The sequence below is a fragment of the Rhizobium sp. FKL33 genome, assembly GCF_005222915.1.
Taxonomy (GTDB): domain Bacteria; phylum Pseudomonadota; class Alphaproteobacteria; order Rhizobiales; family Rhizobiaceae; genus Rhizobium_E.
In genome coordinates this window covers 1-20,089 of the sequence record NZ_STFX01000014.1, presented here as the reverse complement: position 1 = coordinate 20,089, position 20,089 = coordinate 1, and the positions used below count along the sequence as shown (strand labels likewise).

At 58.6% G+C, this 20,089-nt stretch carries 17 protein-coding genes and 1 pseudogene; 9 read left to right on the top strand and 9 right to left on the bottom strand.

Annotation, left to right across the window (positions count from 1 at the left end):
- Positions 1-89: 89 nt before the first annotated feature.
- Complete coding sequence (locus E8Q41_RS08920; protein ID WP_246660137.1) at positions 90-632, bottom strand: DUF3489 domain-containing protein; 543 nt, start codon at positions 630-632, stop codon at positions 90-92.
- 478 nt (positions 633-1,110) lie between these two features.
- Positions 1,111-2,187, bottom strand: a complete 1,077-nt coding sequence (locus E8Q41_RS08915; protein ID WP_137155183.1) for a LacI family DNA-binding transcriptional regulator — start codon at positions 2,185-2,187, stop codon at positions 1,111-1,113.
- A 222-nt stretch (positions 2,188-2,409) separates the two neighbouring features.
- Between E8Q41_RS08915 and E8Q41_RS08910 the strand changes: the two genes are divergently transcribed.
- From E8Q41_RS08910 to E8Q41_RS08880, 7 genes and pseudogenes are all read left to right on the top strand, one after another.
- Complete coding sequence (locus E8Q41_RS08910; RefSeq protein ID WP_137155182.1) at positions 2,410-3,363, top strand: sugar phosphate isomerase/epimerase; 954 nt, start codon at positions 2,410-2,412, stop codon at positions 3,361-3,363.
- Between the two features lie 58 nt (positions 3,364-3,421).
- Positions 3,422-4,654: an ABC transporter substrate-binding protein gene (locus E8Q41_RS08905; protein WP_137155181.1), complete on the top strand. Its 1,233-nt coding sequence runs from the start codon at positions 3,422-3,424 to the stop codon at positions 4,652-4,654.
- A gap of 103 nt (positions 4,655-4,757) precedes the next feature.
- The gene (locus E8Q41_RS08900; RefSeq protein ID WP_137155180.1) at positions 4,758-5,639 is read left to right on the top strand and encodes a sugar ABC transporter permease; all 882 of its coding nucleotides are present in this window, start codon (positions 4,758-4,760) and stop codon (positions 5,637-5,639) included.
- A complete protein-coding gene (locus tag E8Q41_RS08895; protein ID WP_137155179.1) occupies positions 5,639-6,523 on the top strand; it encodes a carbohydrate ABC transporter permease in 885 nt (294 codons plus the stop codon). Before E8Q41_RS08900 ends, E8Q41_RS08895 begins: the two co-directional genes overlap by 1 nt.
- A gap of 7 nt (positions 6,524-6,530) precedes the next feature.
- The gene (locus E8Q41_RS08890; RefSeq protein ID WP_137155178.1) at positions 6,531-7,613 is read left to right on the top strand and encodes an ATP-binding cassette domain-containing protein; all 1,083 of its coding nucleotides are present in this window, start codon (positions 6,531-6,533) and stop codon (positions 7,611-7,613) included.
- A 73-nt stretch (positions 7,614-7,686) separates the two neighbouring features.
- Positions 7,687-9,348: a GMC family oxidoreductase gene (locus E8Q41_RS08885; RefSeq protein WP_137155177.1), complete on the top strand. Its 1,662-nt coding sequence runs from the start codon at positions 7,687-7,689 to the stop codon at positions 9,346-9,348.
- A gap of 14 nt (positions 9,349-9,362) precedes the next feature.
- A pseudogene (locus E8Q41_RS08880) lies at positions 9,363-9,540 on the top strand (IS5/IS1182 family transposase); the annotation flags it as partial.
- Here E8Q41_RS08880 and E8Q41_RS25510 read toward each other — a convergent pair.
- The 3 genes from E8Q41_RS25510 to E8Q41_RS08870 form a co-directional block, all read right to left on the bottom strand.
- Positions 9,506-9,682: a hypothetical protein gene (locus E8Q41_RS25510; RefSeq protein WP_170976420.1), complete on the bottom strand. Its 177-nt coding sequence runs from the start codon at positions 9,680-9,682 to the stop codon at positions 9,506-9,508. The pseudogene E8Q41_RS08880 and the gene E8Q41_RS25510 overlap by 35 nt on opposite strands.
- Before the next feature lie 34 nt (positions 9,683-9,716).
- Positions 9,717-10,445: a response regulator transcription factor gene (locus E8Q41_RS08875; protein ID WP_137155176.1), complete on the bottom strand. Its 729-nt coding sequence runs from the start codon at positions 10,443-10,445 to the stop codon at positions 9,717-9,719.
- Positions 10,446-10,543: 98 nt separating this feature from the next.
- Positions 10,544-11,278 carry a response regulator transcription factor gene (locus E8Q41_RS08870; RefSeq protein ID WP_137155175.1) on the bottom strand — a complete coding sequence of 245 codons (735 nt, stop codon included), beginning with the start codon at positions 11,276-11,278 and terminating at the stop codon, positions 10,544-10,546.
- A 157-nt stretch (positions 11,279-11,435) separates the two neighbouring features.
- On the opposite strand from E8Q41_RS08870, the gene E8Q41_RS08865 reads away from it, so the two are divergent.
- Complete coding sequence (locus tag E8Q41_RS08865; protein WP_170976423.1) at positions 11,436-12,158, top strand: response regulator transcription factor; 723 nt, start codon at positions 11,436-11,438, stop codon at positions 12,156-12,158.
- On the opposite strand, the gene E8Q41_RS08860 is transcribed toward E8Q41_RS08865, so the two are convergent.
- On the bottom strand, positions 12,124-12,549 hold the full coding sequence (locus E8Q41_RS08860) for a globin family protein (protein ID WP_137155173.1): 426 nt from the start codon (positions 12,547-12,549) through the stop codon (positions 12,124-12,126). The two genes, E8Q41_RS08865 and E8Q41_RS08860, sit on opposite strands and share 35 nt — an antisense overlap.
- A gap of 188 nt (positions 12,550-12,737) precedes the next feature.
- Here E8Q41_RS08860 and E8Q41_RS08855 point away from each other — a divergent pair, with 188 nt between their 5' ends.
- Positions 12,738-14,750, top strand: coding sequence for a PAS domain S-box protein (locus E8Q41_RS08855; RefSeq protein ID WP_246660136.1), 2,013 nt, complete (start codon positions 12,738-12,740; stop codon positions 14,748-14,750).
- Positions 14,751-14,805: 55 nt separating this feature from the next.
- Here E8Q41_RS08855 and E8Q41_RS08850 read toward each other — a convergent pair whose 3' ends face one another.
- The 3 genes from E8Q41_RS08850 to E8Q41_RS08840 all read right to left on the bottom strand — a co-directional run bounded on the left by E8Q41_RS08850 (position 14,806) and on the right by E8Q41_RS08840 (position 19,752).
- On the bottom strand, positions 14,806-16,218 hold the full coding sequence (locus tag E8Q41_RS08850; protein WP_170976422.1) for a calcium-binding protein: 1,413 nt from the start codon (positions 16,216-16,218) through the stop codon (positions 14,806-14,808).
- A gap of 461 nt (positions 16,219-16,679) precedes the next feature.
- Positions 16,680-17,894 carry a calcium-binding protein gene (locus E8Q41_RS08845; protein WP_137155171.1) on the bottom strand — a complete coding sequence of 405 codons (1,215 nt, stop codon included), beginning with the start codon at positions 17,892-17,894 and terminating at the stop codon, positions 16,680-16,682.
- A 157-nt stretch (positions 17,895-18,051) separates the two neighbouring features.
- Positions 18,052-19,752, bottom strand: a complete 1,701-nt coding sequence (locus E8Q41_RS08840) for a calcium-binding protein (RefSeq protein ID WP_170976421.1) — start codon at positions 19,750-19,752, stop codon at positions 18,052-18,054.
- Positions 19,753-20,089 lie beyond the last annotated feature (337 nt).

Sequence of the window (20,089 nt, the reverse complement as noted above, 5' to 3'; positions counted from 1 at the left end):
CGGAAAGCTTAAACGCTTCAAACGAGTAGCGCTACGCTGCGAGAAAACGAAACGCAACTTCTCCTCGCTCGTTTCCATCGCAGCCGCGTTCATCTTGATAAAATCCGTCCACATAGCCTAGCATCGCGCACCAGCCGATAGCGGCTGACGCCATCCTCTCCCTTTTCTGTGATCACCTGGTGCTGGAGCTTCTTGCGGATGACGCTGGAGAGGAAGGCGCGCACCGAATGGGCCTGCCATTCGGTCGCCGCCATCAGGTCGGCCATGGAGGCGCCGGCGTCACGATTGAGGAGGTTGAGGACAAGACCGGTTTTGGGGGCTTTGACCGTTGAGGCGCAGACAGCATGGGCGGCCGGGATTGTCTGGGTTGCCTGGGCATCTGTTGTGGCATCGGATGGCGCCAAGATTCCATGAGCCTGGTCCTGGCCGCTGATGGCGGCGGCGTCCTTTGCGGATCTCTGCGTCTTCCTCCCGGCCTTGCGGGATGCAAATGGCGGCGTGCCGGCCTCTACCGCCGCCATCGGAGCGGCGGGTGGTAAGACGAGCTTTTCTTCCGGCACCGCCAACTGTGCGGCTCTTGCGCCGGCGATGTGACTGCGAACCGATTTGCGGATATGGGTGATGATCGACATATAGGCCTCCATCGGAGTCCATGCGCCGGACCATCCAGCGCTGCACTGACGAAAGCCCGCAAATTTGGGGCGGGCGTGGGCGGGCGGAGGCGAGTTCCGCTCCGCCCGCACAGCAATGCTTCCTTTGCAGGTGAAGTCCAGTCGCGTGAGCGCTGGGATTCGCTCAATATGAAGCTATTCCAGATCCCGCTGCGTCATGGCGAGGCGGGGCCGGTGGCGCAGGCTGCAGGGACAACACGAGCCTCCCGCTGCGCGGAAAAACTTTTGTCTCCGCGACCGCCCCGCCGACACCGCGATCATGCCTCGGCGGCGAGGATCTCATGGACCTGGTTCATGATCATCTCCATGTTCTCAACCATGACCGTCCGCTCCGGAAAGACATAGCCACGCGGCAGGTCTTTGCCGAGGCTGCGCCAGGCGCCATAGAGCTCCTTCTTCAGCGCCCGCTGTTGATTTGCAACAAGCCTCTGCGAGCCTTTCAGGCGTGGCTGCGTGGCACAGATATGGTCTCGCGTACGATCAATTGACTAGGAATAACCTTGCGCGCGGCTGATGAGAGGCCGGGATTCTCGATGGCTTCCAAGAGCATATCGACCGCCGCTATACCCATCTCCTCCGCGGGCTGCATGATGCTGGAGAGAGGCGGAGCGCAAAATTCGCAAACAGGCGATCCATCGAAGGATACGATGGATAAATCGCCCGGAATAGCCACCGCCATTTCTCTCATCTTGCTCATGAACGAGATCGCCATGTCGTCGCTCGTCGCAACCACGGCAGTAGGCTTGTCCGTGAGAGCGGCGAAATGGTCGGCAGCCTGAAGACCGATCTTGAAACCTTCCTGATAATCCAGTTTACCGCCCGAGCGGACGACCGCTGTTTCCGGCAGACCAGCCTGCTGGAGCGCTTCCAGCATGCCGCCGAAGCGCTCGACGTCGTGATAGTTTCCCTCAGGTCCCGCCAGATAGAGAAACCGGCGATGGCCGAGGCCAATGAGACTGGAGGTTGCCTCCCGTACTGCGCCGCGGTCGTTGGTCACCACGCTCGGCACGCCTGCCCCGCTCATATCCATCAGCATGGAGATTAGCGGCAGGCCTGAATTGCCAAGGGATCTGCCCTCAAGTTCGGGAAGCTTCGACGCCAGAATGATGGCGCCGCGAACCGTACCTCCAAAGGCGAGGTTGAGAATGTGCCGCTCGGAAGCCTCGTCGCGGGCCAAATTGGCGATCATCAACGTGTAGCCGTTCTCCAACAGGCGATTGTTGATGGCCTGCAGCACCTGGGGAACGATCTGGGAAGCGCCGTAATACAGCGAGCCCGGCAGGACGATCATGACGACGTTCGACTTGCCGACGCGCAGGCCGCGCGCCATGGCATTCGGCGTGTATCCAAGTTGTTTGGCGGCAGCATCAATCTTGGCGCGCGTCTTCTCATTGACCCGGTCGGGATTGGCGAGCGCCCTGCTCACTGTGGAAATCGCGACGCCTGCAAGTTTTGCCACATCGGCCATAAGCGGCCCGGATTGCTCCTCCCTTAGCAGATCCCTGCTTTTGCTCACTTTTCCGTTTCCTTCTCAGATGCTTTCGAAGCGCCAATCTAGGGCATTCGACGATTCATAGCAAACGTTTGCCAAAAATCGCTTGCTTAAAAAAACGACTTGTCTATTATTCAAGCATGGCAAACGATTGCCATATATCAAGGGGTTGAATTGTCATGGCTTTCGGAATGCGAAATTTCGGTTTTCGCTGTCGGCTGGTCATGTCTCAAGGAATGGCTGGCCATGACGATTGGTGAAAGGCTGCGCTTCGGCGTTGATCTCGTGACATTCTTCCATCCGGGCTTCTGGGAGGTTGGCGATTATGACGGCATTATCAAATACGCCCGCGCCGAACCCCGGGCTTTCTGGAACAAAATTCTCGACAGTGTCCAAAGATCTGGCGTTTCGGGCGTCGAGCTGACCTTCTCTCCGTTCAACTGGCAGGATGCCGTCGCCACCTATGGATCGGTTGACGCGTTCGCCGGCGAACTGTCGCGGCGCGGGCTGACGCTCTGCAGCGGCTTCTTTGCCGAGCTTGAGGCTGCCGGCGATTTTACCAAGGCCGAGGCCCAGTCGGCGATCATTGCCAAGGCCGAAAAATATGCCGACTTCCTGAAGGCTTGCGGCAGTGACATCATGGTCATCGGCGCCCCTCTCCGCCAGACGCTGGGCGCACAGCCGGTCGAGTTCCATGATTTCGACCGCGCCAAGGCCATTGCGGACTTTCTCAACCGTCTCGGCGCGATCCTCTATGCGCGCGGCGTTCGTCTTGCCCTTCACACCGAAGCACACACGATCTTCGCCGCTGCGCGGGACGTCGACCTTATGATGATGCTCACCGATCCTGCCTATGTGCATATGTGCCCGGATACCGCGCACATCATCGTCGCAGGCTCCGATCCGGTCCAGCTTGTCGATCGCCATCACGAGCGCATGATCATCGCCCATTGGAAGGATGCGATTGGGCCAATGCCGATCGACACCCCGATCGATGAGCATATCCATGACATCCATCGCCCCTACTTCTGCGGTTTTGCCCTTGGAAGGGTCGATTGGCACGCCTGGACCCGGTTGATGCGGGATCGCCGTTACGAAGGCTGGGCGATCCTCGAGCTCGATGCCGCGCCGAACCCCGTCAGCGACATTGAAAACGGGCTGACGCTCGTCCGGCAGGCGCTCCTGCCGATCTATCGCTGATCAAGTACTCCAAACGACGAATGCCCCATCAAGAGGGTTCTTTTCAAGAGGTGGAACAATGAAGAATATAGTGAAACTTTTGATCGCCGGAGTCGCATTTGCCGGTGCTCTGACGCACGCCAGGGCCGAAGATAAGCCGACCATAGAAATACTGTCGTCCTGGACTTCAGGCGGCGAGGCCGCAGCGCTCAACGTCATCAGGACGGAATTCGAAAAACGTGGCGGCGTGTGGAAGGATTCGTCCATCGCCGGCTTTGGCGCGGCGGATGCGTCCTTCCAGAACCGTATTGTTGCCGGCGACCCGCCGGGCGCCAAACAGGGCATTATCGGCCTTGCCGCCGCCGAATTCGTGAGCCAGGGCCTGTTCAACTCGATTTCTGATGTCGCCAAGGCAGGAAAGTGGGCGGATACCCTGCCAAAGTCCATCAATGACCTTATTTCCTATGACGGCCAGACCTATCTGGCGCCAACCGGCGCCCATGGTGAAAGCTGGGTCTTCTACTCCAGGGAGGCCTTCGCAAAAGCCGGCATTACCGAGGAACCCAAGACCTGGGATGCGTTCTTTGCAGCTCTCGACAAGCTCAAGGATGCCGGCCTCGTGCCTGTGGCCTGGGGCGGCCAACCCTGGCAGCAGTCCAAGGTCTTCAATATGGTGCTTCTGTCTCAGGTCGGGATAGATGGTTTCCTCAAGATCTATGTCGATAAGGACAAGAGCGACGCTTCGGTTGCGGGCGTGAAGAAGACGCTGGAGATCCTTCGCAAGCTTCGTGGCTATACTGATGACGGCGCTGCCGGCCGCAACTGGAACGACGCGACCGCCATGCTGATCACCTCCAAAGCCGGCGTGCAGTTCATGGGCGACTGGGCCAAGGGGGAATTCACGGTCGCCGGCAAGGAAGCCGGGAAGGATTATGGCTGCATGATCGTCCCGGAATCGCCTGGCATGGTCTATATTGCAGACGCCTTCTACTTCCCGAAAACAGGCAAGGCGGAGATCGAAAAGGCCCAGAAACTTCTGGCCGAAGTCGTGATGGATCCCGCCGTTCAGGCCGAGTTTTCGCTGAAAAAGGGGTCAATACCCGTACGCTCGGACATCGACAAGACCAAGCTCGATGCCTGCGCACAGAAGGGCGCCGAACTGATGAGCGCCGGTGCGATCGTTCCGGATCAGGCGATCGTTCTGACACCACAGCAGGTCGGCGCACTCGATGACTTCGTCGATGAATACTGGAACGGCGGCTCCGACGATGCGGCTGCTGCGGCCGACAACTTCTTCGCCATCTTCGAGTAGGATTACGCAGACGGCGCCGGACATGCTCCGGCGCCTCCTACGCTGCCAAGACTGATGGCAGCGCAATATCTGCCGCCTATCCCCCAACGAACCGGCGACGCCCATGAAACGCAAGACCAGTCTATCAGCAAATATCGCCCTTCTGCCGACATGGCTTGTGGCTGTGGTGGTCTTCATCGGCACCATGGCCTGGTCTATCAATCTGTCCTTCACGAACTCGACGATCTTTCCATCCTCGAACTATGTCGGGTTCGCCCAGTATGAAAAGTTGTTCACCTCTGCCAAATGGCTCGCGTCGCTCCAGAATGTCCTGCTTTTCGGCGTGTTCTATGTCGTCGGCTGCCTGCTGCTGGGTCTTCTGCTGGCGGCAGCCCTGGATCGCAAGATCCGCTTCGAAAGCGCCTACAGGACGATCTTCCTCTACCCATACGCCATGTCCTTCGTGGTGACCGGCCTGATCTGGCAATGGATGCTCAACCCAACGCTCGGCATTCAGGCGAGTGTCCGCTCGCTCGGTTGGGAAAGTTTCGTGCTCGACTGGGTGGTCAACCGGCACATGGCGATCTATGCGCTGGTTATTGCCGGCGTCTGGCAGGGAGCTGGCCTCGTCATGGTCATTGCGCTGGCCGGCATGCGCGGCATCGAGGCCGAGCAATGGAAGGCGGCACAGATCGACGGCATCCCCGTATGGCGCATCTATATCTCGATCATTCTGCCGCAACTCGGTCCGGCACTCGCGGCCGCCGGCATGCTGCTCGCCATGGGCGTCATCAAGACCTACGATATCGTCGTCGCCATGACCAATGGCGGGCCGGGCAATGCAACGGAGGTGCCGGCGAAATTCATCATGGACAATCTCTTCGGTCGCCAGAACCTTGGCCTGGCAACCGCCGGCGCCACAGTTCTCGTGCTCGGCGTGGTCATGATCGTCGCCCCCTTCCGCTATGCCATGCATATGCGCGGTAAAGCCATGGGAGCACGCTGATGGCCAGCCCCCACCCCTATGGTGCGAAGCCAACGCGGATCACCGCCGGCCGCATCGGTCTCTATGTCTTCCTTCTAGTGGCGATGCTGTTCTTCACGCTGCCGCTCTACACGATGCTTGTCACCTCGCTGAAGACCATGGACGAAATCCGCCAAGGCCAGATCTTTGCGCTGCCATCCAAACTGGATTTTTCGGCCTGGGCGACGGCTTGGTCCGGTGCATGCATGGGCACGGTCTGCGTCGGCATTCGCAACGGCTTCTGGAACTCGGTGCTGATTACCGTTCCCTCCGTTGCGCTCTCCGTCTTCATCGGCGCTGTTAATGGCTATGCATTGTCGCTCTGGCGTCCGCGTGGGGCGAATATCCTGTTCGGCCTGCTGATGATGGGCGGCCTCATCCCTTATCAGATCTTCCTCTACCCTATGGTCCGGGCCATGGCGACACTCGGCCTTTACAACTCGCTGGCAGGCATCATCCTAGTCCATGTTATCTTTGGCCTGCCACTGGTGACGCTGCTGTTTCGCAACTACTTCGTCAGCGTGCCCCAAGAGCTTTGCAAGGCGGCGCGCGTCGATGGCGCCGGGTTCTGGCGCATCTTCTTCGAAATCATGCTGCCGATAGCCGTGCCAATGGTTGTCGTCGTTTCCATGCTGCAGTTCACCGGCATCTGGAACGATTTCCTGCTCGGTCTCGTGTTTGCCGGCCGCGACAACCTGCCGATGACAGTCCAGCTCAACAACATCGTCAATACCACCATGGGCGAACGCACCTACAACGTGAACATGGCGGCAACGATCCTGACCGCGCTCGTACCGCTCGCCATCTATTTCCTGTCCGGTCGCTGGTTCGTACGCGGTATCGCGGCCGGCGCAGTAAAAGGATAAAGCTGCCATGCAATCCGCCGTTTCCATCAAGGGCCTGAAGATCGCCTATGGCGACCACACGGTCATGGAAAGGATGTCGCTTGACATCGCACAGAAAGAGTTTCTGGTTCTGCTCGGGCCGTCCGGTTGCGGCAAGTCCACGCTTTTGAACGCGATTGCCGGTCTGCAGGACATCACAGCCGGCGAGATCTGGATCTCCGGCAAGAACGTCACTTGGGAAGAACCCAAGGATCGCGGCATAGGCATGGTCTTTCAGTCCTATGCGCTCTATCCGCGCATGTCGGTGCGAAAGAATCTGTCTTTCGGTCTGCGCGTCGCCGGCCTGCCGAAGGCGGAAATCGAAGCACGGGTTGCCCGCACCTCTGCGCTTCTTCACCTCGATAGTCTGTTGGACCGGCGCCCAGCCGAATTGTCCGGCGGCCAGCGCCAGCGAGTGGCTATCGGGCGGGCGCTGGTGCGTCAGGTCGATGTCTTTCTCTTCGATGAACCGCTTTCCAATCTTGATGCGAAGCTGCGCAACGAACTTCGCGTCGAGATCAAGAAGCTGCACCAGAGCCTCGGCAACACGATGATCTACGTCACCCACGATCAGGTGGAAGCGCTGACCCTAGCAGACCGGATCGCCATCATGCGAGACGGTGTGATCCAACAGTTGGCATCGCCGACGGATATCTATAATCGCCCGGCAAACCTCTTCGTCGCCGGCTTTATCGGCGCTCCGTCGATGAACTTCATTGAAGGCCGGATCGACGTCGGGAATGGTTTGCCGACGTTCCATAGTGCGAACCTCAGCGTCGACCTGGCCAGCTATGCATTCAAGGCGCCTCCAGCAAGCGGAGCCGCAACCCTAGGCTTCCGGCCAGATCATCTGGTCCTCGACGGAGCAGCCGGCAGCCTGCCCACTGTTCCCGGACGCATTTCCGTTGTCGAACCGATGGGATCGGAAGCAGTACTTTGGTTTGACTGGGAAGGACGAAGCCTTTCGCTTCGGCTTATGGGCGATGTGACGCTTCAACCCGGGGATCTCCTCACGCCGGGCCTCGACATCGAAAAGGCGTCACTCTTCGGCGCCGATGGATTGCGACTGTAGCGCTGGCCACCATTATTTTCCCGCAATGCCCAGGAGCACTCCCACATTGCTCCACGAGAGGATCCGTACTGACATGGCTGAAGTATTCTATGATGCGCTGGTGATCGGCTCCGGCGCTGCCGGTTCATTTGCGGTCAAGGAACTGACGGCACAGGGATTGTCCGTGCTGCTTCTGGAAGCCGGCCCCGAGATCGGTCCCGGGGATTTTGACCCTTCGCGCAAGAAGCCGCCGGCAAGCAGCATCAACATTTGGGAGCGCGCGCGCGCCACAATCAAGGGCCAGCCCATCCAGGCCCGCGCCGCCTTCTTCACGGAGCGCTTCAGCCACTTCTTCGTCAACGACCGCAAGAACCCTTATACCACCCCGAAGAACGAACCATTCCTGTGGATCCGCGGACGCCAGAGCGGCGGTCGGCTGCATAGCTTCGGGCGTGTGCTGCTGCGCTGGACCGACGAAGACTTCAAGATCTATTCGAAGTCCGGCAAAGGCGTGGACTGGCCGATCTCCTATGGGGAAATGGCGCCGCTCTATGACGAGGTGGAACGCTATCTTGGGCTCTACGGAAATCCGGACGGCGTCTCCACCTTGCCCGACGGCATCTATGCCAAGCCTGCTGGCCTCACACCGGCGGAACAGATATTCAAGCAGACGGTCGAGAGTCGTTGGCCAGACCGGCATGTCGTTTCCTGGCGCTATATCGCGCCGGATGCCGGACGCGTTCCCAAACCGCTGAAGGATGCACTGGCAAGCGGCAACCTGACAACGAAGTACAACGCCGTGGTTCGTCGCATCACCAGCGATGACAAAAGCGGTCGGGCGACTGGAGCGGAGTTCATCGACCGCGCCACTGGCACATATTCTACGGCCCGGGCGGCCATGGTCGTGCTGGCGGCATCGCCAATCGAGAGTGTCCGGCTGCTGTTGAATTCGGCATCCGCCAAGCATCCTGATGGGCTTGGCAACAGCTCAGGGGCGCTCGGTCGCTATTTTATGGACCAGTTGCCTTGCCTCGCCTTTGGCTCCTTCTCGGGAGCCAAGGGGTGGGCGCTGGATGAATCCGCCCCAACCGACCCATTCTACAATCCCTCCGGCGGCATCTTTATTCCGCGTTTCGGCGAAGACGACGCGGCACGGGGCGATTTCGACTATCAGGGCAGCGTGGGGCGTGCACCGGTATCGGATCACGAAGACGCCCGCCTCTCCTTCTTTGGCTTCGGCCGCATGCTGCCCTATGCCGATAACCGCATCACGCTGGATGCGCGGCGCAAGGATGCGTGGAACATCCCCGTACCGCATATTCGCTGCGTCATGCGGGAGGAAGAGCACAGCTTGCTGAAGCGGCAGGAGGAAACGCTGATCTCCATGATCAAGGGTGTCGGCGGCGATCTGGAGTTCATCGGCTCCCCCGCGGGATTGAGAGAAATGGGCAAGGGCGCCTTTCCCGAAGCTAGCGCTTTCAGCCGCTTCATGTTCCGCACATGGTTCAAGAGGACCATGTGCATGGGTGCCGCCATCCATGAGACAGGCGGAGCCCGAATGGGCGAGACGCCGGAGACATCGGTGCTCAATCCCTATAATCAGCTCTGGGATGCGCCGAACCTTATAGTTACCGATGCCAGCGCATTCCCTGGCAGCGGCATCGCCGGGACGACGTTGACCGTGATGGCATTGACACTACGAGCCTGCCGAAATCTCATCGAACTGCATCGACGGGACAGAATTCATACCGGATAAGTGACTCCGTTTGCGAAGTCCTACCCCGCCGTTGACGTTGGGTCGTCGAGAGCACCTTCGCCTGGCTCGGAAGATGCCGCAGACTGGCAAAGGACGTCGAAATGTCCATCGCCTCGCCTCATCAGAGGCTTGGATCAGATCGCCCACATTCGCCTGATCACCAGACGCCTTGCAAGGTATCGATATTATTGAACGCTTTTTGAGTTAGACTCTCAGTCATACTGCGGGCGATTTCGTTTTCGCCCATGATCACCACATCGGCTCGGATCTGGGTAAGATGGGCGACCTCTTCATGGTAATTCGCCCGACAGAAGACTTCGAATGGATCCGCCATCCCATAATCAATATGAAGTCAAAACATGCGTCACTTAGTCGCTCGGAACGAACATGTAGCCCGCGCCTCGGATGGTGCGGATGACCCGGGGTTGAGAGGGGTCAAGCTCAACGCGGGCTCTGAGCCTCGTGATCCGGATATCAATGCTCCGCGCTGTAGAAATCGCCTCAGGACCATCGGTCAGTTCGAGTAACATGTCCCTGGAAAGCACCTTGTGAGGCCGCTCGGCGAAGACGCTGAGGAGCTGATACTCCATCGGAGTCATGCTTTCTGTTTCACCGTCGCTGTTCAGGAGTCTGCCTGCATCGAGGTCCAACCGCAGCTTTCCAAAATTCACGTGACGGCTGATCGGCGACTGGTCGCTTATGTTGTCGGAAGCATGGGTCGCAATCGAGCGCCGGATCACGGAGCGAATGCGCGCTTTGAGTTCCCGCAGATCGAAGGGCTTGGTCACGTAATCATCTGCGCCGACTTCAAGGCCAACCACGCGGTCAACGATTTCGTCGGCGCCCGTGACAATGATGATGGGCGTCGTCGATGTCTTGCGGATCCGGCGCGTAATGGTGAGCCCATCCTCTCCCGGCAAACTCAGATCCAGCAGGATTACATCTACGGGATTCATCACAAGCTCAATGTCGAGGCTTGCGCCACTCGCAACGGCCCTGACGACGCATCCATGCCGACTCAAATAATCCGACAAGAGATCGCGCATCTCCTCTTCGTCATCTACGACGAGCACACGAATAACATTGTTGAACGGCATTAAACCCGCTCCTAGTTCAGCAAAGGACCGGCTAAATAGTCATGAACTCGGAAATTTAGCGAAAAAAGTATCCGATGAAAAAAGGGAAATGGCAAGCTTTACAAGTTTTCCAACAATTGACGCTCCAACCTGTAGCCCAGTCCACGCACGGCCCTTATAACGGGAGGTCCACCGCATTCGATTTTTCGCCTCAGTCGAGCAATACGCCGGTCGATCGCACGGTCGGTGGTCTCGTCCTCTCCGGCGGGAGCCAAATCCAGCAGTTCATCGCGGCTGAACACCCGCTCCGGCTCGCTCAGGAAGCAGCGTAGAAGAGCAAACTCGCTCGGAGCCAAACCACGCTCCTGACCACTCCGTTCAATAATGCTCTGCCCCTTTATGTCAACCACCACGTCCCCCAGGCGAACGAGTTGCGTCTTGGGCACGGCCTCGCCTCCGACACGCCCCAACACGCTTCGCAGCGTAGCCAGGATCTCGCGTGGATGAACCGGCTTCTGCAGAAACTCGTCTCCATGTATTTCCAGGCCCAAGACACGATCAAAGTCTGTCGCATCGCCACTCAAAAACACGATCGCAGGGCACTTATGCGCAGCTCGCTCCCCGATCCAGGCGGCGAGATCGGCGCCGTTTTCTCCCTTGAGATGAAGGTCGAGAACGACGGCGTCAGGCTCGAACGCGCCGAAGGACAATTTCATATCACTCCCGCTATCGGCAATACGGACCGAGAATCCTCCTCTGAGATCAAGATAGTCGGCAAGTGTCTCCGCCAGATCGCGATCATCGTCGACAATTAAGATCTTGAGACGTTCGGCAACCACAATCAATTTCCACATTCATTTTCGAGAAAAACTACCAATTCGCCCGCTATCAATCTGCACAATGCGGCGATATAAATTCAAGCCGATTAATACAGGTGTTTTGGGAAGATCGAAACTGGACGATACGGATTTGACGGACGACGGAGCAAAGCTCCCACTCGTGACAGCGGGCTTGGATGACGCGCTGGCGTTTTACCTGTTCTCCCGAGAACCACGGCTCGTTTCGTGCCAGGACGAGGCAGAGTTTCGCACCGTGATCATCGCGCGCCAGCCGCTCGTGGCCGTATTCAATCTTCGGTCGACCTTATCGTCCGCGGTCGAGTTCTGTCGCCTGGTTAGACGTGAAACCAACACCGGCATCATCATCCTCGCCGCTCGAGCAACTGCTGCCGACCGCATCATCCTGTTGGAAAGTGGAGCCGATAGCGTCATTAGCGCGGAGTTTGAACCCCGAGAATTGCTGGCGCGCATCCGCGCCTTGCAGAGGAGGCCACGAAACCGTCGCGATTTGCCTCGGCCCGAAACGCCGACGGCACATGTGACTCCCCGCACCGTGACCTTTGGGGCATGCCGTTTCGATCCCCGGGCGAGGCGGCTTTTCGGACCGGCGGGCGACCCTATAAACCTCTCCGCCAGCGAGCTTCTGCTCCTCGAATGCTTTCTGGACCGCCCTCACAGGGTCCTGTCAAAAGATGAGCTGGCCGACCTCCTTAACGGCTCCGGCGGTCCGGACAGCAGGGCGGTCGACGCAGCACTCTCGCGGCTTCGGCGTAAAATCGCCGGCGGCGGCGGCGACGCTGGATTGATCGAAACCGTAAGGGGGGAAGGTTACAGCTATCGGCCGTCCTCTTCGGTCGGTCTCAGGCCGCAGCGGATGACGGATACGCCGCTTTGATCATGACGGACGACAGAAGACTATAGGCGACGATCCAGGCCGCCTGCGTTTCCGGGGTGAACTCGTCCCCGAGGCCATTGGCTAGCGTATCGATCAGTGCGCGACCGACCGTGTCGTAGTGCTCCTTTCGAACCCCGTAATCCAGATGGCGCACCGCAAGCACCTCAATTTTCGGCAAGAGTTGTTCGGGCCTTTCCAGTCCGGCGACGACGGCGGCGAGCGCGGTCATCAGCTTCTTGCCCTGGCTGGCCATGTCGGAATGAGCGAACAGCGGCTTCAGGCCGGGGTCGAGTTCGAACAGGCGCGCATAGAAGAGTTCGGCGGCGAGATCACGGATCGGAGCGACTTTGGCGAAACTGCTCTTGAGGAGAAGTAATTCGGCGGGTTGCATACGGCTTTTCCTTGTGGCTGATTGACCTTTGTGGCGTTTTTCGCTTCGAAGGTCGGCTTGAGGACATTTATAGACAGGGAATGTGACGTCGGCGGCACACGGGCGGTGGCGGAATGTTTCAATTGTTTCAGCGCCCAGTGACTGGGACTTGAAATCGAAAAGAGTAGGTGACTGGGAGGGGCTTCGACGTGACGAGTTTTATAAACGTCAACCAGATTGAGCCAACGGCGGAAACGGGGGATACATCCTTCGTCTCCAGTAGCGATCAGGGCTTCCTCCGCGCGATGTTCGACTCCATTCCTGGCAGGACGGTTGTTGTGGATCTCGACGCTGTCTATCGCTACGTGAACCAGGAGTTTCTCGACTTCGTCGGCAAGACCGGGGAACAAGTTATCGGACGAAACGTCAGCGAGGTGCTGGGGCCTGAGGTCGAGGCAGCCTATGGTCCAGTTCGGGAGCGTGTTTTGGCGGGCGAAGCCCTTCGTTGGGAGAGATGGGCGGAATATCCCGGCTATGGCCGGCGCTATGTGCAGGAAGCCGTCACGCCATGGAAGGATGAGCAGGGGGCTGTCCGCGGCGTCATCCTCATAGCTCGTGATCTGACCGACCTGAAGAGCCGTGAAAGCGAGCTCGAAGCGCTCGTCAACGCGCAGGCGGCCGCCGAAGCCTATGGTGCGGCCATCATGCGCACAGCGCTGGATGGCATCGTGGTCATTGATGGCGAGGGCGTCGTGGTCGAATACAATCCCGCCGCGGAAACGATGTTCGGCTATGCGCGCCGCGAAGCGATCGGGCGTCGCATCGCCGATCTCATCGTTCCAGAAGAATTTCGCGGCGTCCATGAAAAAGGCATGGCGCGATACATGGCCACAGGGCAAAGCGCGGTCCTCGGGCGGAGATTGGAGCTCGAAGCGCTCCACGCGGATGGATCGCGATTTCCGGTCGAACTCCACATCGCCGATGTCACCCGCGGCGACGAACGACTTTTCGCCGCCCATCTTCGAGATCTAAGGGTGCAGAGAGCAGCGGCGGCCGAGATCGAGCGACAGCGCGAAGCGCTCTACCAGAAAGAAAAGCTCGCCGCGCTGGGATCGCTGCTCGCCGGGGTCGCGCATGAATTGAACAATCCGCTTGCGATCGTGCTTGGGCAGGCGACGCTGCTGCGTGAGATTCTCGAGGAAACGGAGGCGAAGGATCTCGATCCCAAATCGCTTGCCGCCCGCTGCGGACGGATCGAAACTGCGGCGACGCGCAGCGGCCGTATCCTCAAGAACTTCCTTGCGATGGCGCGGCAGAAAAAGGGCGAACGGCAGCCCGTTGATCTCGAGCGATTGCTGCACGATGTCGTCGAACTTCTTGGCTACAACCTCCGGAGTTCGGACGTGGCAATCGAAACCGTTTTCGGATGCTGCGTACCCAAAGTCGTGGCGGATCGCGATCAACTGTATCAGGTGATCGCCAACCTCATCGTGAACGCCCATCAGGCGCTGGACGAGACGCGGCGCGACGACAAGAAGATCAAAATCACCATCGGCCGGGAGCCTGACAAAGAGCTTGTCGTGATCGCCGTCGAGGATAACGGTCCCGGTGTGCCGCCCGATATCCGCAACCGAATCTTCGAGCCCTTTTTCACGACCAAGCCGGAAGGCTTCGGCACGGGCATAGGCCTCGCCATTTCCCGTGGTCTCATCTTGGCGCATGGTGGCGCTCTTGATTTGGAGTCAAGGGATGGACCCGGATCGCGCTTCGTGATCCGGCTGCCTGCGTCGACCGTGCCGACCTTCGCTCCCGAGGCCGCACACGAGTCTAAACCTGCCCCGACCGCCCGGAGAAGGACCGTGCTCGTGATCGACGACGAGGCGGACATCCGCGATCTGCTGGCGGATCTCCTCGAACGGCAGGGATTTGATTGCCGGGCGGCCGCGGGCGGCAGGCAAGCGATGGCGCTGATTTCCGAAGGGCGCATCGAGCCTGCAGCCATCCTCTGCGACATCAGGATGCCCAATGGCGACGGGCCCTACGTGCATCAATGGTTGACGGAGAACCGCAGCGATCTTGTGAGACGTCTTGCCTTCCTCACTGGTGATGCGCTGAGTCCCTCCGCCGCCGGCCTCCTGGCCGCTTCTGGCGTTCCGGTGCTCGAAAAGCCGTTCAGGGGCAACGAACTATCCCATTTGCTCAGTACGGTGATCGAGGTGTGAAGAGCGGCTACGGAACGCAGCCGCCCCGCATCAGGTCGAGCCCAGATTCAACGTCTCAGAGCGCGAAATCTGCGCTTGTCAGTGCGATCTTGCCGGACAGCAGGATGGCGAAATCGGCTGCGCCGTCACCGTCATCATCGCCCTGGATGAGGGTTTTTGAGCCGTTATAGGTATAGCGAAGCTCGCCCTTGTCGCCGCTGAAGGCCGATGCGCCGATGAAGGAAAACGCCTGATTGTCGGAGGCGGCGTCATTGGCGTCGATCGAGGAGAGCACGATCTTGTCGCCTTGGGCGCGGCTGAAATCAAAGATCGTATCGCGACCCGACGAGGAAAACGTGCTTTCGGTCAAGTCCGTGAATATGAACTGGTCTGAGCCGGCGCCGCCATAGAGCTTGTCGGCGCCAGCGCCGCCGGTCAGCTTGTCCGCTTCTGCGCCGCCTTCCAGTCGATCGGCCCCGGAATTGCCAAGCAGCACGTCTCTGCCTGCTAGTCCTTTCAGCGTGTTGCTTCCGCTGTGCCCGACAATCTGGTTCCCGAGGGAGTTGCCGACGCCGTCGATATCTGCGCTACTGACAAAGGTGAGATTCTCGACATTTTTGGTCAAGGTATAGCTGATGTCGGAGTATACAAGGTCCGTGCCTTGTCCGGCGAGCTCGACAACCACGTCGCCGACATCACTAACATCGAAGGCGTCATGTCCCTTCCCACCCTCCATCTGGTCGGCGCCTTCGCCGCCAAGGAGATAATCATCGCCGCCATATCCATGCAGCGTGTCGTCGCCTTCGTCACCAAAAAACACTTCGCTGTCGACGCCGCCGAAAATACGATCGTCTCCCTCGCCACCGTATATTCGACCACTTAATCGTCCGGACGTGCCGTCATAGAGGTCGTCTCCACCTCCGAAACTGATTTTTCCATGGATTCGGCCGGTGTTGGTCAGTTCTTCAACCGCGCCTGCAGAAGCATCGTAAAGAGCATATGCGGTGCTTTTTATCAGGCCGCTGTTCTCGATCACCAGCTTTTCGGTTGCATCCGCATCAAGCTTGATCCCGTAGTATCCATAGCTCTCGATCGTGCCGCTGTTGGATATAGTGGAGACGGTGTAACCGCTAACCCCCTCAAGTAAGATGGCGGTGTAGCCTGAAGCGATAAGCCCAGCATTGCTGATGGTCGTCTCATAGCCGATTACAGACACACCAGTGTCCGAACCATAAACCAGAGCGCCGGAGTTTACGATGATCTCTTGTCCCAAGTTCACGGCTGCGGCCCCTCCAAGCACGACACCGCGGGACTCGGCTACGACGTCGCCATGGATGGCCACACGATGACCGGAGCCAGTACCGCTGATGCCGTCGTCGTCGACCGAGCCGACCGTCGCATTCTTCATCACGAAGACGTCGTCCGTCGTTCCGAGGTACACACGCAGGCCCAAGCCTTTCGTGTCTGTGTTGATGATCTGAAGGGGCATGAATAAACTCCTTGTTTTATGAGTTGCCATGGTCGCAGCTCTTCAAAGCGTTTTTTTGAAGAGACGAGGTTGGCCCCATGCGATGCGTCGGCCCTGACACCGTAGGCATCCGTTGATTTTCGATGCCCATATGTGCCAATTAATTGTGTCTCGATGATCCCGCGCAAGACGCCGTTCTGTTTCAATTGTTTCAGAGAGCGGGCCAATTTCCGAAAACTGAAGCAGGCGGGAGCTTGCCGTGCGCCGGACGGAATGCTCCCGCCTCGTTGCCAGCAGTCGCTGATCGGTCACATTGGCGGAGCATTGGGCCGTGTGGACGGATTTGATCAAGATGAACGCGGCTGCGATAGAAACGAGAGCGGAGAAATTGCGTTTCGTTTTCTCGCAGCGCAGCGCTAACCGTTTGAAGCGTTTGAGCTTTCCGACGACTTTCTCGATGCGGGCCGGCGCCTCACTTGTGGTCAGAGGATGAAATCGCCGGCCTTGAGCGCAGAGGGATCATCGAGGTGGATGACGAAATCCGCCTTCTTGTCGCCGTTGACGTCGCCATAGACGAAGGCATCGCTCGAGAGCTTCTCGAACCGCAGCTGACCTGCCTGGCCGGAAAAGGCATCTGCGCCGATGAACGTGAAGGCCTGGTTGCCGGAAACCTTGGTATTGGCGTCCATGAGGTCGAGGCCGATATGGTCGCCGGATTCGAAATCGTTGATTGTGTCGGCCGTCGCTGCCGTCTTGCCGGTATCGGCGAGGCGGAAGACGAAGAGGTCCGAACCGCCGTCGCCATAGAATACGTCCTGGCCGGCGCCGCCGTCGATGGTATCGCTGTCGTCGCCCGCCACGATCGTGTCTTTGCCGGAGCCCCCCTTGAGCACGTCACTGCCCGCGCCGCCGTCGATCTGGTCGTTGCCCGCCCCGCCATAGAGTTTGTCGGCATCGTCGTTTCCGGTTATGTAGTCGTTGCCGCCTTCGCCATAAAGCGTGTCCTCGCCCTGATCGCCCGCGAGATTGTTGCCGGTCTTCGAGCCGTAAATCGTATCACCGCCCTTGCCGCCGGACACCACGCCCTCGAACGTGCCCTTGCGGGTGTCGAACGTGTCGTTGCCGTCGCCAAGCGTGACAAGTCCCTTGATCACACCGGTATTGGTCAAGAGCACGCGTCCCTCGTCGACTGCGGTGATCGCCTCCTTGCCCTTGATCACGCCGGAATTCTCAATCCTCAGCGTTTCCGATCCAGCATGCCGGATGGCGGTGTCACGCACGTCGATCAGGCCGGTATTGGCGAGCACCGTCTCGCCCGACGTTCCCACGGCGGCCACGAAAATCCCGTCACCCATGACCGATTTGCTCCAGATCGTCCCGTGGTTTTCGATCAGATTTCCGGTGCCGTAGACTTCGACGGCGAAATCGTCGGCGCTGCCGCCGATGAAGGCGCTCGCCTGCAGGTAGAGCGCATTCCCCTTGTCGGAATCGGCATCGTCGCCCAGCCTGATCCCGCTTTTCGCGCCGGCGATGGTGCCCTCGACATAGACTGTGGCATAGGAACCGCCACCGAAAACGCCGTAATCGTCGGTGGAGCCGATCGCTCCGGTCTTGGTGACATAGAGTTCGCCGTAATGGGCAACGGTCTCGCGAACGCCGGAACCGATATTTTCGCTTGAAACAACCTTGGTTGCCATCCTTTATTTCCTTCTATTTCTGATTGCATACGACTTCACACTGTCTGACGGGCGAGCCCGGACAGATATTCGAAGGCACGAATAAGTATTTTCTCGCTCGCTCGGCCGTAAGCTTGATTGGTCATTCAGGCGCCGCCATAGCGGCGCTTGACCAGTTTCAAAGCACGAAATCCGACGCCGTCAGGGATTTGGCATAGATTTCGGAATCGTAGATCACGGCCTGAAAATCGGCGGCGCCATCGCCGTTTACGTCACCCTTGATCTTGATTGCTGCGCCGCTGACTTCGGCCCAGAGATCACCCGCGCTGCCGAAAATTGGTTTCAGACTGCCGAAAAAGTTGAACGCCTGATTGCCAACCTTGGTCGTATCGGCATCGATCGCTGAGAGATCGATCTTGTCTGAGCCGAATTCCCATCCGACGATCTTGTCTGAGGCAGAGGTGGTGGAGTCCGATATTGCATTGAAGACGAAGATGTCCTTGCCTCCCAAGCCTTCCATGCGATCCTGACCTGCGCCGCCAGCGATGATGTCGCTCCATTCAGAGCCATAGAGCTTGTCGTTGCCGGCTTCACCCAGCAACCTGTCATTTCCGCGGCCGCCGCCCATGATCACATCATCGCCGGAGCCTCCCCAGATGAGGTCGTCTCCGAAACCGCCAGTGACGGTGTCATTGCCCGCGCCGGCATGAACCGAATAGGAGTCGGGCTCACTCGGGAGTTCATTGGCGATCGTAACAATATTGTCGCTGCCGTTTCCAAATATTTCCATCTTGGCGCCCTTGGCGGTCACCACAAATTCCTCGACATTGGTCGCGAGCGAGTAGGTCGTACCGGTGACCTCCACCTTGTCGTACCCTCCTTCTGCAGTCTCGATCACCTTGTCCAGATCATCGATAACGTAGAGGTCAGAACCGGTGTCGCCCGTCAGCGTGTCGGTTCCCTCGCCACCGGTCATCTTGTCGTCGCCTGTGCCGCCATAGATGATGTCATCGCCCCACTCGCCGTCGATGGTGTCGCTCTCGCTGTCGCCATAGAGTCGGTCATTGCCCAGGCCACCCGCGAGGTCGTCCTTGCCTTGATTGCCGGAAATGTCGTCATTGCCATTTTCGCCGCGGATTGTGTCATTACCTTTAAGACCGATAATCTTGTCAGAGAGGTGGCTACCGAAGATTTTGTTGTTCTCGTCGTTGCCGGTGATCACCGCAGAGCTATACCAACTGTTCGAGGCTTGATTGGACCGCACCGTCTCGATGCCATTCTGGATTGTGATGGACCCGACGTTCATATATCGGATCTCATCATCGCCAGCGTTATCGATCACCTTGTCATATTTCTGGACGTTGATGTAGATGTCATCCCCGCTTCCGCCGTTGAGCAAGTCTGCTTCATCACCCAGGTCCAGTCCACCGTCCAGCTCATCGTCGCCGGTCCCGCCGAACAGCCTGTCCGCGCCGCCGCCCCCAAAGAGCGTGTCGTTTCCGAGACCGCCATCGAGATAGTCGGCCCCTCTACCGCCGCCGATCTCATCGTTTCCTTCTTCGCCAAACGCAGTGAGACTGGTCGGGCGGAACGGATCAACGTAGATTTTTTCGAATAACTCGGCGAACCAGTCCTTTGCGAACGAGGTTTCACCGAAAGCTATCTTGTCATCGCCTTCGCCGCCGTAGATCGTATCGTTGCCGTAGCGATAGATAATGGTGTCGTCGCCGCCGTAGCCGAAGATCTTATCGTCAGAAAGGCCTGACATGATTGTTTGATCGAGAGCATTGCCGTAGATTTCGTATTGTGGGTCTATGGCTTCGAGTTTCGCCACGAACAATTCCTGCTCGTTTGTCATCTTGATTATCTTCTTCGACATTTTCGCTCCTTGGCTTCTGACTTGACCCGGGCGCTTCGAGGAAGTTCGCCCTGGAGAGACAGGGCGCTTTCGCCCTGAACGCATCAACGCTTGCGGGCGCAAGTCAGCCGAGCTCTCCGATGACAGTTCTTACCAATCGATTGTCTCTGAATGATCCCGTGCAAGACGCCGCTTTGTTTCAATTGTTTCAGTGATGAGAGCGGCGGCGCAGAATTAGAGCACGTCCTCTGAATTCGGAATCAGCGGGGGATTGAACTGGACTTGCTTCGGAAAAGTGGAGAGGCATTTTCAGATCAAGCGGCCAGTCTCTCAAACTGTGCGGGGCTTAGGTAGTCAA